This is a genomic window from Helicobacter pylori (assembly GCF_015904775.1).
Classification (GTDB): Bacteria; Campylobacterota; Campylobacteria; order Campylobacterales; family Helicobacteraceae; genus Helicobacter; species Helicobacter pylori_DM.
Genome location: NZ_JADZNC010000007.1, coordinates 57249 through 69488 on the forward strand (window position 1 = coordinate 57249; position 12240 = coordinate 69488).

Annotated in this window: 14 protein-coding genes and 1 pseudogene; 9 read left to right on the forward strand and 6 right to left on the reverse strand. The window is 38.8% G+C overall.

The features are described 5' to 3' along the window. The 7 genes from I6852_RS05065 (at nucleotide 1) to I6852_RS05095 (ending at nucleotide 6017) form a co-directional block, all read left to right on the forward strand. Nucleotides 1-1251, forward strand: a complete 1251-nt coding sequence (locus I6852_RS05065; RefSeq protein ID WP_197291734.1) for a hypothetical protein — start codon at nucleotides 1-3, stop codon at nucleotides 1249-1251. Nucleotides 1252-1351: 100 nt separating this feature from the next. Beyond that, entirely contained in the window at nucleotides 1352-1564 is a 213-nt protein-coding gene (gene rpsU, locus I6852_RS05070) for a 30S ribosomal protein S21 (RefSeq protein ID WP_001117778.1), read from the forward strand. A gap of 40 nt (nucleotides 1565-1604) precedes the next feature. After that, complete coding sequence (gene fabG, locus I6852_RS05075) at nucleotides 1605-2348, forward strand: 3-oxoacyl-ACP reductase FabG (protein WP_197291735.1); 744 nt, start codon at nucleotides 1605-1607, stop codon at nucleotides 2346-2348. Between the two features lie 230 nt (nucleotides 2349-2578). Then, nucleotides 2579-2815: an acyl carrier protein gene (gene acpP / locus I6852_RS05080; RefSeq protein ID WP_001163092.1), complete on the forward strand. Its 237-nt coding sequence runs from the start codon at nucleotides 2579-2581 to the stop codon at nucleotides 2813-2815. A 102-nt stretch (nucleotides 2816-2917) separates the two neighbouring features. After that, on the forward strand, nucleotides 2918-4156 hold the full coding sequence (locus I6852_RS05085; protein ID WP_197291736.1) for a beta-ketoacyl-ACP synthase II: 1239 nt from the start codon (nucleotides 2918-2920) through the stop codon (nucleotides 4154-4156). Nucleotides 4157-4177: 21 nt separating this feature from the next. After that, entirely contained in the window at nucleotides 4178-5116 is a 939-nt protein-coding gene (gene accA / locus I6852_RS05090) for an acetyl-CoA carboxylase carboxyl transferase subunit alpha (RefSeq protein ID WP_001029405.1), read from the forward strand. Nucleotides 5117-5579: 463 nt separating this feature from the next. Continuing rightward, nucleotides 5580-6017 carry a hypothetical protein gene (locus I6852_RS05095; RefSeq protein ID WP_197291737.1) on the forward strand — a complete coding sequence of 146 codons (438 nt, stop codon included), beginning with the start codon at nucleotides 5580-5582 and terminating at the stop codon, nucleotides 6015-6017. Between the two features lie 68 nt (nucleotides 6018-6085). On the opposite strand, the gene I6852_RS05100 is transcribed toward I6852_RS05095, so the two are convergent. Genes I6852_RS05100 through rpmE form a run of 5 tightly spaced genes read right to left on the reverse strand, consistent with a single transcriptional unit; the run spans nucleotide 6086 to nucleotide 9676 of the window. Then, on the reverse strand, nucleotides 6086-6907 hold the full coding sequence (locus tag I6852_RS05100) for a hypothetical protein (RefSeq protein ID WP_079340124.1): 822 nt from the start codon (nucleotides 6905-6907) through the stop codon (nucleotides 6086-6088). After that, nucleotides 6904-7869 carry a sialidase gene (locus I6852_RS05105; RefSeq protein ID WP_197291738.1) on the reverse strand — a complete coding sequence of 322 codons (966 nt, stop codon included), beginning with the start codon at nucleotides 7867-7869 and terminating at the stop codon, nucleotides 6904-6906. Before I6852_RS05105 ends, I6852_RS05100 begins: the two co-directional genes overlap by 4 nt. Before the next feature lie 12 nt (nucleotides 7870-7881). Further along, nucleotides 7882-8565, reverse strand: coding sequence for a 23S rRNA (guanosine(2251)-2'-O)-methyltransferase RlmB (rlmB, locus tag I6852_RS05110; RefSeq protein ID WP_197291739.1), 684 nt, complete (start codon nucleotides 8563-8565; stop codon nucleotides 7882-7884). A 13-nt stretch (nucleotides 8566-8578) separates the two neighbouring features. Next, nucleotides 8579-9448, reverse strand: a complete 870-nt coding sequence (rsmI, locus tag I6852_RS05115; RefSeq protein ID WP_197291740.1) for a 16S rRNA (cytidine(1402)-2'-O)-methyltransferase — start codon at nucleotides 9446-9448, stop codon at nucleotides 8579-8581. Between the two features lie 24 nt (nucleotides 9449-9472). Continuing rightward, the gene (gene rpmE, locus I6852_RS05120) at nucleotides 9473-9676 is read right to left on the reverse strand and encodes a 50S ribosomal protein L31 (RefSeq protein ID WP_079299169.1); all 204 of its coding nucleotides are present in this window, start codon (nucleotides 9674-9676) and stop codon (nucleotides 9473-9475) included. 265 nt (nucleotides 9677-9941) lie between these two features. Here rpmE and rho point away from each other — a divergent pair, with 265 nt between their 5' ends. Beyond that, entirely contained in the window at nucleotides 9942-11258 is a 1317-nt protein-coding gene (gene rho / locus I6852_RS05125; RefSeq protein ID WP_001004709.1) for a transcription termination factor Rho, read from the forward strand. Between the two features lie 36 nt (nucleotides 11259-11294). Then, nucleotides 11295-12062: a glutamate racemase gene (murI, locus tag I6852_RS05130; protein ID WP_197291741.1), complete on the forward strand. Its 768-nt coding sequence runs from the start codon at nucleotides 11295-11297 to the stop codon at nucleotides 12060-12062. A gap of 59 nt (nucleotides 12063-12121) precedes the next feature. On the opposite strand, the pseudogene I6852_RS08195 reads toward murI, so the two are convergent. Then, nucleotides 12122-12240 (reverse strand): annotated as a pseudogene (locus I6852_RS08195) (helicase); the annotation flags it as partial.

Below are 12240 nucleotides of genomic sequence, written 5' to 3' on the forward strand. Positions count from 1 at the left end.
GTGGCAATAAACACCTTTTTAAAACATCCTTTTTTAGTCTGTTTGTTAGCGGTTAATTCTTACGCTTTTGATTGGAATATTTTTAAATACAATCTGGGTTTCAATATGTTCATCATGGACCATGAAGGCTCAACGCCTTATTGGGTCAATACTAATACCAATCTTAAAACCCGTTTGACTCCAAATTTTGGGATCCAATTTTATACAAGAGGTGTGGAGCAAAGCTTGACTGTGGGGGCGTATTTCTTTCAAAACTTCCATAATTACAGCACTAATTTTCCCTATCGTTGGGGGCCTACTATGTATTATAAGGCTAGAGGGAAGCGTTTTACTTTTTATGGCGGCATCTTTCCTAGAAAAAACCTCTTAGGGAGGTATGGTTTGAATATTTTTGCCCCTTATTATTGGTTTATAGATCCCAACGCTAGAGGGTTTTTATTGCAGTTTCAAAACCATTATTCGCCTTCAAAACCCTATTATGGGCATGCGGAATTCATGTTAGATTGGTTTGGAGGCAATTGTTACAACACTTGTAAGTTTGGGAGAAACCCTTATGGGAATGCGATGGATAGGTTTCAAATGAACGGCTCTGTCGCTTATAATTTCTTTAAGGATTTATTGGGTATTGGAGGGTATTTTGTCTTGTTCCATAACGAAGACAAATACCTTTTAAATGGGGCTGATGGCATGCAGTTTAATGAAAAAAAAGCGATTGAAAATAATAATATTTATCTTATGGATCGCCTCTACTTTAACGCTTACATAGGGACAAGCCTTTTAGACATCGCTCCCTTTATGGAAAAGCTCAACGCCAGTTTTGGCATGGTTTCTGAATCAAGCCGATTAAGGCAAATCCACAAAAATGTGCCTTTTATGAACAGCGTGGGCGGGCAATTTGATGTGGAGATCCAATACAAAGGCTTTGGAATACACAATTTATTTTTCTTCGCCAAGACCCCAGAGATGCCTTTTTATAACCAATACCAGTATGTTGAAATGTATTGCACGCCTTCTTATTGCCCCACGCCTATTTATCGTGGCGTGCCATTCTTTCAAGCCAACATGTATAATCGTTTTGATTTTTATTACAACTGGAAAAACGACTTCGCATCGGTCCGCATCAACTTCGTGCTTAATGCGATGCGTGGGGGCTTTGATAGGAGCTTGCCTTGGTCAGAATCTTACCAAGTGTATATGACGGTCGCTTTTGATCCTTATAACCTTATCAATAAAATTGCCAGAAAAAAATAAAAATTCTTGACAATCGGTTAATCTGTCTTATATAATATTATTTCGTTTGTAGCCATTGTTAAGCAATGATTTTAAGCTATGGAAAAGAGGTGATAGCAGTATGCCAGGGATTAAGGTTAGAGAAGGCGATGCGTTTGATGAAGCTTATAGGAGATTCAAAAAGCAAACCGATCGCAATTTGGTGGTAACAGAATGCCGTGCAAGGAGATTCTTTGAGTCTAAAACTGAAAAACGCAAAAAACAAAAAATCAGTGCTAAAAAGAAAGTCTTAAAGCGTCTTTATATGTTAAGGCGTTATGAATCAAGACTATAATAAGCTTTGAGAAAAATTTAAAATTAAGGATTATTGGATAATGCAATTCACAGGGAAAAATGTTCTTATTACCGGGGCTTCTAAAGGCATTGGGGCCGAAATCGCCAAAACTCTCACTTCTATGGGGCTGAAAGTTTGGATCAATTACCGCAGTAATGCTGAAGTGGCTGATGCTTTAAAAAATGAGCTTGAAGAAAAAGGCTATAAAGCGGCTGTCATTAAATTTGATGCGACTTCTGAAAGCGATTTTGTTGAAGCGATACAAACCATTGTCCAAAGCGATGGGGGTTTGTCTTATTTGGTGAATAACGCTGGTGTGGTGCGCGATAAATTAGCGATCAAAATGAAGACAGAAGATTTTCACCATGTTATAGACAATAACCTCACTTCAGCTTTTATAGGTTGCAGAGAAGCTTTAAAGGTGATGAGTAAGAGTCGTTTTGGGAGCGTGGTCAATGTCGCTTCTATCATTGGTGAAAGAGGCAATATGGGGCAGACAAACTACTCAGCAAGTAAGGGGGGAATGATTGCGATGAGCAAGTCCTTTGCTTATGAGGGAGCTTTAAGGAATATTCGTTTCAACTCTGTAACGCCAGGCTTTATAGAAACCGACATGAACGCTAATTTGAAAGACGAACTCAAAGCGGATTATGTTAAAAACATTCCTTTAAACAGGCTAGGGTCTGCTAAGGAAGTGGCAGAAGCGGTAGCGTTTCTTTTGAGCGATCACTCTAGTTACATCACTGGGGAGACTCTCAAAGTCAATGGCGGGCTTTATATGTAGTCCTAAACAAAGGATTCTTTTAGCGATAAAAGTTTGTAAGTAGCAAAAATCATGCTAACATTATGAGGTTATTCTAAAACAAAGAGGTTATTATCAAATGGGGATTATTTACTTAATATTGTTTCTCATTGTAATTTATTTGTTGTATAGGATTTTAGATGTTTTGGAGCAAAAATAAACGCTCCAATGAATGGTTGATTTAATTTTTACAAAACAAGGGAGTTTTAATTATGGCTTTATTTGAAGATATTCAGGCAGTTATTGCTGAGCAGTTGAATGTGGATGCGGCGCAAGTTACGCCAGAGGCGGAATTTGTGAAGGATTTGGGTGCAGACTCTTTAGATGTCGTGGAATTAATCATGGCGTTAGAAGAAAAGTTTGGCATTGAGATTCCTGATGAGCAAGCGGAAAAAATCGTCAATGTGGGCGATGTGGTGAAGTATATTGAGAATAATAAACTAGCTTAATCTTTTTAACTTGGAGCGTTTGTCTCCAGGTTTTAGTCAAAAATTTAGCTTTAGCTAAAATCTAGTTTTATTGAATGAAAGTTTTGAGATGAGGAGCTATTGGTGCGTCGGATTGTAGTAACTGGAATGGGAATGATCAATTCGCTAGGTTTAAATAAAGAAGATTCTTTTTTAGCGATCGCTAAAGGGGAATGCGGTATCAAAAACATAGAAAGTTTTGATGCGAGTGCGTTTCCTGTGCGTATTGCTGGAGAAATCACTGGCTTTGACCCTACAGAGGTGATGAATCCCAAAGATGTTAAAAAGGCGGGTCGTTTCATTCAATTAGCCTTGAAAGCCACAAGAGAGGCGATGAAAGATAGTGGGATTTTAGACGCTCACAATAGATGCCCCGAAGAATTGGCAAATCGCATGGGCGTAAGCTCTGGCTCTGGGATTGGCGGGTTAGGCAATATTGAAGCGAATTCCATTTTTTGTTTTGAAAAAGGCCCTAGAAAAGTCAATCCCTTTTTTATCACTTCTGCGTTAGTGAACATGATTGGTGGTTTCACTTCCATTGAGTTTGGCATTAAAGGGCCTAATCTCTCTAGCGTAACGGCTTGTGCAGCAGGCACTCATGCCATTATTGAAGCGGTTAAAACCATTTTACTTGGTGGGGCTGATAAAATGCTAGTCGTGGGAGCGGAATCCACCATTTGTCCTGTAGGGATTGGAGGGTTTGCGAGCATTAAAGCCCTTTCTACAAGGAACGATGATCCCAAAAAAGCTTCAAGACCTTTTGATAAGGATCGCAATGGCTTTGTAATGGGCGAAGGCGCTGGGGCTTTGGTGCTTGAAGAATACGAGAGCGCGAAAAAAAGAGGAGCAAAAATTTATGCAGAATTTGCCGGGTATGGCGAGAGCGGCGATGCTAACCACATCACAGCCCCAGCCCCTGAGGGTGAAGGAGCTTTTAGAGCCATGAAAATGGCTTTAGAAATGGCGAAAGTGGAAGTAGGCTATGTGAACGCCCATGGGACTAGCACGCATTATAACGATTGGTATGAAAGCATTGCGTTAAAAAATGTGTTTGGCTCTAAAGAAAAAGTCCCTCCCGTTAGCTCCACTAAAGGGCAGATTGGGCATTGCTTGGGCGCTGCGGGCGCGTTAGAAGCCGTTATTTCTATCATGGCTATGAATCAAGGGATCTTACCTCCTACCATTAATCAAGAAACGCCTGACCCAGAATGCGATTTGGATTATATCCCTAATGTGGCCAGAGAAAAGCAAGTGAATGCGGTGATGAGTAACTCATTTGGTTTTGGTGGCACTAATGGTGTTGTGATTTTCAAAAAAGCCTAGTTTTAATTTAGGATTTTGTGAATGGCGATCTATTTAGATTTTGAAAATCATATTAAAGAGATTCAAAATGAAATTGAACTAGCCCTTATTAGAGGCGATGAGGACGCTAAAGAAATCTTAGAAAAAAGATTGGATAAAGAAGTTAAAACCATTTATTCCAATCTCACAGACTTTCAAAAACTCCAATTAGCAAGACACCCTGACAGACCCTACGCTATGGATTACATTGATCTCATCTTAAAAGATAAATATGAAGTCTTTGGCGATAGGCATTATAACGATGATAAAGCGATCGTGTGCTTTATAGGGAAAATTGATAATGTCCCGGTTGTGGTGATCGGAGAAGAGAAAGGCAGAGGGACTAAAAACAAGCTCTTAAGAAATTTCGGCATGCCTAACCCTTGTGGCTATCGTAAAGCTTTGAAAATGGCGAAGTTTGCTGAAAAATTTAATTTGCCTATTTTAATGCTTGTGGATACAGCCGGGGCGTATCCGGGGATTGGTGCAGAGGAAAGAGGCCAGAGTGAAGCGATCGCTAAAAATCTCCAAGAGTTCGCTTCCTTAAAAGTCCCTACTATTTCTGTAATTATCGGTGAAGGGGGTAGTGGTGGCGCGCTAGCAATTGCAGTGGCTGACAAATTGGCTATGATGGAATATTCCATTTTTAGCGTTATATCCCCAGAAGGTTGCGCGGCGATTCTTTGGGATGACCCTAGCAAAACTGAAGTGGCTATTAAAGCGATGAAAATCACGCCCAGAGACTTAAAGGAGGCGGGGCTTATTGATGATATTATCTTAGAGCCTAGCAAAGGGGCTCATAGAGACAAATTTTCAGCCGCCAACACGATCAAAGAGTATTTTTTAGACGCTCTAAGGACTATCCAACAAGACCCTCATTTCCTTGACAACCGCTACCAAAAATTAATGTCGCTTGGTTCGTTTGTAGAGAGCATGAATTAGATCTATAAAAAACTTTACCTTAATGAAAACTTGATAACTGGTTCTTTAGCTTTTAAAATTGTGTTTTTAAACTTTATTTTAAACCCATTTTCTTAAAGAAATAAGGGGTGTTTTGAAATAATTCCCCAACTAAAATCCCCCTAAAGACCGCTTTAAAAATACCGCTTGAATAAAATCAAACTCTCTACTATCCAATCTTAAAAAATGCAATATTTTTTTATAACCAACGCTCAATAAAAACAAAGCCAAATTTTCCACGACTTGCTATCATTTTAGAAAAAAGCGGGTATTTTACATAGTTTTTAAAATAATATAAAAAACATCATTGTGTTACCAATCTGCTATCTCTATCCTTTTGTTTGAATATAAAAAGACAATCATCATGATCAGCGTATTGAATGAAATTCTTATTTTACAATACAGAAGTTAGGTCTAATGGTATTTTAAAAAAGAAAGAAATCCTATGGTTATATATGAAAAAATCAAAAGCCGCTTTTCTAGGAATTGGTCTTTAAGGGATAGGGGCAGGCATTTTGCATCTTCAAGCGTGTATTTTTTCTCACTTTTTATCATTACAGCGGTTAATAGAAGTAGCGCAGTTGCTTGGTTATTGATGCCTGAACATTTGATTGGGTGGTTTTTGATTTCTTTTAGTGGGGAATTTGTAGCAGACATGGCGTTTGGCAAAAAAAGTAAAATCCTTAAAACCCGCTTTGGAATTTCTATTGTGAGCGGCGTTTCACTATTGCTTGGTGCTTTACCAGTGCATTTGTTTTTTGTATGGTTTGGTTTTATTAATTGGTGGGCTGTCCTTTTTATAGAAGCGGGAGCTGGGCTATTGGTGGGCTGTGTGATACAAAAGATTTTTTTTGGTAAATATTGGGTGGATCGCTATTATTAAGGCTCTTTTTTTAAGTCTGAAAGCGTATTTTCTTATATTCCAATCAATTAAATAAGGGTTGCCCCTACTTAAGGCATCGCATCAAAAACCACGCTGATCCCATTTTTTAAAATGATAGGGTTTTTCGCGTCAGTGATATGGATAAAACGCACGCCATTGAGCAAATTAAGAGCGATTTCTTGTTGTTTGTTTTCTTTAGCAATGATTTGAATGATCTTTAAGTTTTCATCATAAAAAATAATTTTGGGTTGCCACAAAGGGTTATTAGAGCTTATTTTTAAATACGCGTTTTGATTCACGCTCAGCCAGTATTTTCCGCTCGCTTCCTTAAACTCCACAGGATCGCTACTTAAAACTAAGGCTCTCGCGTTAGGGAGCTTGATCTTTTGTAAGGCAAAGTCGTATTCCCACTCTTTTAAAGACACCCGTCTAATGTCTATAAAATCAAAACCATGCCTTTTCATCGTCTCTATCAAAATGTTAGGGTCTAAAACGTATTCCGTTTTAAGCTCGTATGAAAAAACATTCTCGCCTGAAGAACTTTGCATTTTAATGGGCAAAACATACGAATACCCCATCATGTTCAAAGAATTGTTGATGCTTTTGGCAAACGCTAGGGGATTGCTTGAAGCCTTGAAAGTGATTTTTAACACGCTTGGCTTGTCAAAATTAAAAGACAAAAGCCCGTTTTCTTTGAGAGTGTTGAGCAGTTTCAAGGAATCCAAACGCCCCATTACATAGAAATCCTTACGATTTTTAAACAAACGCTCTAAAAAAAGCTTGTTCATGTGGTAGGATCGCTCCCCCATTAAATTCTCAATCTTATCGTTTAAAGCATCAGCGTTTAAAAGCATTCCCCCAACAATAAAAGCTAAAAAAAGCTTGTTCATTGCTGGAGCGCTTTGTATTGGGCCTCATTGATGAGCGTTAAGCCTTTATTTGGCTCGTATAAAAACCGCCTAGTTTTGCTGTCGTTATAATCTTGTTCTTGATGGTTGTTTTTAAGAATAAGATGCCCATGCCCAAAGCGTAACAACAAGCGGTGGTTTTTAGCCTCTAAAGGATAACTTTTTTTAAAAACCTTTTGAAAAGAGTTTTTTTTCTCATCTAAATCAATCACTTCTACCCAAATATCTCGTTTAGGGATAATGTAAATGGTATTAGGATTTTCTTTGATCGCTTCTTTGCCTTGCTTGTCTTGTTCTTTGTGTTTTTCTTCTAATTTAGGCGTTGGCTCTAACTTTTTTTCTTCTGTAGGACTAACTTCATTGAAAGAACTATTTTTGGTGTCGGGCTTAATAGCACTTTCTTGCTCTCTCTCTTCTTTTAAAGAAGAGCTGTTTTGAATGATAACGACCGCTAAAATAATGACAACCACCCCTAAAACGATAACAAAGGGTTTCCATTTGGAAGATTTTTTGGATAATGAAGTATTGGCCTGATTGATGCTGTAATCCAATTCAACCTTAAGGGGCTTTTTTGCTGTTTCTTCAGGGCTTGTTTCTTGATTTTTTTCTTCTCCCACGCCCTCTTTAAAAACACACACTTTGTCAAATTCTTTCATCCATGCACTCAAATCAATTTTATACTCGCGCTCTAAAATTTGTATAAAGCCCCTAGCATGCACTCTTGATAAAGACTCATAGCGTTTTTCCAAGATAGAATGGATATTTTTAGAAGCGATTTTAGTCGCCTTGCAAATTTCTGCCACTCCAATCTCTCTTAAAATTTGCAAATTTTTATCTAAATTTTTAAGCGATAATTCTTCTAAAGCCGCGCCAGAAATATCTTTAGAAATGTTTTGAACATCAGAAAGATCTAAATTTTCTAAACTTTTTTTATTCTGTTCCATTCAATTGACCACCTAGTTGATTTTATCCATTAAGATCCCTGCTGCCACGCTCACATTGAGCGAATCAAAATTTCTTCGCATCTTTACACTCAATATAGTATCCATTTTAGCAAGGATTTTTTTAGACAACCCCTCATGCTCGCTCCCCAAAAAAAGAGCGCATTTTTTTAAGGACAGATTTTCTGCTTGGCTAGAGCCTTGCATGCTCGCGCCCAAACATAAAAACCCGCTCGTTTTCAATTCATTGATTAAATCCAGCGTGTTAGGCATAACGCTAAAAGGCAAATCATACATAAGCCCCAAGCTGGATCGCACAATCCCCTCATAAGCCAATTCTTTAGCAAAATCTAAAATAACGCCATCCATTCCTAAGCAATACGCGCTCCTAAAAATACCCCCAATATTCCCCACATCCGTAATGCCACAAAGCACCAAAAGTTTTTGAGCTTTTTTAATTTCTTTTAAAGAAGTAGCTAAAGGCAGTTCCACCTTAGCTAAAACCCCTTGATGGTTCCCCCCCTTAGCCAAGCCTTGCGCTTTTTTATTATCCACTTTGATGATATTAGGGCATGCTTTTTTGAGCGCGAAAAAAAGCTTTTTGTCTATTTCTTTGGAAAGATAGATTTCTTGCAACTTTTCATGATGGGAGTTTAGAAGGCGCGTAATCACCTGCTTGCCATAAACCACTGCTTGCATGCTAAACCTCTTTCTAATCGCATTGATTTTTTTCTCCTGACAAACGCTGGCAATAAAGCTCTTTAGCGTTTTTTTGTGTCATAGCGGCTTCCATTTTAGCCTTGATTTTAGGAGGCAAATCCAACTCCAATAACGCTGATAGCCCCATGCTAGGCTCTATTTTTTTCTCATTCAAAAGCACTAAAACCCACTCCCCTTGGATATTGCTCTTTTGTAATTGCGTCATGATTTGAGAAACCTCTCCTAAATAATACTGCTGGTGGAGTTTAGTAAGCTCTTTAGCTGCAAACAAATGCATGCCTTGAGCCAGATCGTTTAAATCCCTTAAAGTCTCTAACAATCGGTGCGGGCTTTCATAAAAAACCACCGGAGTTTTTTCCTCCAAATACGCCAAAGCGTTTAAAATTTTAATGATCCTCAAACGCCTTTCCTTGCTCTTATGGGGTAAAAAGCCGGCGTAAAAAAACCGCCCTTCTAAAAACCCGCTCGCACAAAACGCCGTAATGAGCGCGTTAGCCCCAGGCAAAACATCGTATTGGAGGTTATGTTTTAAAGCGTAAGCGGCTAAACTCATGCCCGGATCACTCAAACTAGGCATGCCCGCATCGCTCATCACAGCGATTTCTTTGTCAAAAAAAGAAGGCTCTATTTGGTTTAAAAATTCCTGATCATTGTGCGAATGGAATGCGATAAGCTCCCTTTTTTTAGTAGCGATATTAGGGAAAGAATGGCTAATAATAGGGTTTTGTGCGAGCAAGTGCAACAACCTCTTACTCACCCTTGTATCCTCGCATAAAAAAACCTCGCAACGCTCTAAAACTTCTAAGGCGCGTAGCGTGATGTCAGCGAGATTACCTATAGGAGTGGGCAAAAAATACAGCACAAAAAGCCACGCTTTTTAAAAGAGTTACTTCAAGTTGTAGCGTTGCTTGAATTTCTCTACTCTCCCTGCAGTGTCAGCGATTTTATCGCTACCGGTATAAAAAGGGTGGCAAAAGCTAGAAATATCAATACGCATTTCAGGTTTGGTGCTTAAAACTTCAATTTCCTTTCCGCTAGTTACGCAAGTAACTTTGCATAGGATATATTCGGGGTGAATGCCTTTTTTCATCAAGTATCCTTTATTTTTAAATTTAAACTTAAAATTATAGCATAAGTAACAATAAATTAAAACCACTCTAAAGTTAAAATAAAATTTGACTTTGTTAAAAAAATTATGATAGCATAGCAAAGCATTACGAAATTCAACACTTGTGGCATGGGCCACTTATTTAGCATCTTTTGGTTACACTAATTTTTTAAGAATGCTTTAGCTTTTTGTATTTTTATCTTAATTGCAACAAACTAGAAACCTCTTTTTGTTAAAAGGAAATTTAATGAACGAAAACGCGCCTACGCACAAAAGTTCGCACAAAGTCAAAACACACACGCCAGTGAGCGGTTATCACATTGAAGATTTACGCACCTACCCTACTGAAAAGCTTTTAGAAATCGCTAACAAGCTCAAAGTGGAAAACCCCCAAGAATTCAAACGACAAGACTTGATGTTTGAAATTTTAAAAACCCAAGTTACGCAAGGCGGATACATTCTTTTTACCGGGATTTTAGAAATCATGCCTGATGGCTATGGCTTTTTAAGAGGGTTTGACGGGAGTTTTTCAGATGGGCATAACGACACTTATGTCAGCCCTTCTCAAATCAGGCGTTTTGCTTTAAGGAATGGCGATATTGTTACCGGTCAAGTGCGATCCCCCAAAGACCAGGAAAAATACTACGCCCTTTTAAAAATAGAAGCCATCAATTATTTGCCTTCAGATGAGATTAAAAACCGCCCTTTGTTTGACAATCTAACCCCCCTATTCCCTGATGAACAAATCAAATTAGAATACGAACCCACTAAAGTTACCGGCAGAATGCTGGATTTATTCAGCCCTGTGGGGAAAGGTCAAAGGGCTTTGATCGTCGCGCCACCAAGGACTGGGAAAACGGAGCTGATGAAAGAACTCGCCCAAGGCATCACTTCTAACCACCCTGAAGTGGAGCTGATTATCCTTTTAGTGGATGAGCGCCCTGAAGAGGTTACGGATATGCAACGAAGCGTTAAAGGTCAAGTTTTTAGCTCCACTTTTGATTTGCCCGCCAATAATCACATAAGGATCGCTGAATTAGTCTTAGAAAGGGCTAAAAGGCGAGTGGAAATGGGCAAAGATGTGGTGGTTTTATTAGATTCTATCACCCGTTTAGCCAGAGCGTATAACGCTGTAACGCCTTCAAGCGGTAAGGTTTTAAGCGGGGGCGTGGATGCGAACGCCTTGCACAGGCCCAAGCGCTTTTTTGGAGCTGCAAGGAATATTGAAGAAGGCGGGAGCTTGACGATTATCGCTACGGCGTTGATTGAAACGGGATCTAGAATGGATGAGGTGATTTTTGAAGAATTTAAAGGCACTGGGAATAGTGAAATCGTTTTAGCAAGGAATATTGCGGATAGGCGCATTTACCCGGCCTTTGATATTTTAAAATCCGGCACACGAAAAGATAATATCTTGCTTGGCAAAGACCGCTTGACTAAAGTGTGGGTTTTAAGGAATGTGATGCAACAAATGGATGACATAGAAGCCTTAAGCTTTGTGTATTCTAAAATGCAACAAACTAAGGACAATGAAGAATTTTTAAATTTAATGAATGAAAAATAAAATCCCTAATTAATCCCATTAAATTAAAAAAGTGTCATGAAAATAGGCGTTTTTGATAGCGGTGTGGGAGGGTTTAGCGTTTTAAAAAGCCTTTTAAAAGCGCAATTATTTGATGAAATCATCTATTATGGCGATAGCGCTAGAGTGCCTTATGGCACTAAAGACCCCACTACGATCAAGCAATTTGGCTTAGAGGCTTTGGATTTTTTCAAACCGCACAAGATTGAATTATTGATTGTGGCATGCAACACAGCGAGCGCTCTAGCTTTAGAAGAGATGCAAAAGTATTCCAAAATCCCTATTGTGGGCGTGATTGAGCCAAGCATTTTAGCGATCAAACAACAAGTAAAAGATAAAAACGCCCCTATTTTAGTGCTAGGGACAAAAGCGACGATTCAATCTAACGCTTATGACAACGCCCTGAAACAACAAGGCTATTTGAATGTTTCGCATTTAGCCACTTCTCTTTTTGTGCCTTTGATTGAAGAAAGTATTTTAGAGGGCGAATTGTTAGAAACTTGCATGCGTTATTATTTCACTCCCTTAAAGATTTTACCTGTAGTGATTATTTTAGGTTGCACGCATTTTCCCTTAATCGCTCAAAAAATTGAGGGCTATTTTATGGAGCATTTTGCCCTTTCAACGCCCCCCCTACTCATCCATTCTGGCGATGCTATTGTAGAATATTTGCAGCAAAAATACGCCCTTAAGAAAAATGCACACGCATTCCCTAAAGTGGAATTTCATGCGAGCGGCGATGTGATCTGGCTAGAAAAACAGGCTAAAGAATGGCTCAGATTGTAACGCTAATAAAAATTTAGGGTTAAATAACTCAATTCCCAAAAAGGGTTATCTCCCCCACACTATAAGGGTATTGTGTTGATTATAGAGTGCTTTAGAGAGATCAAAATAGCGCTAAAGATATTCTTCTCATCGCTTCGCAAATTCTCAAAGAAAGACTTTTTACCCACAAAAATGAGAT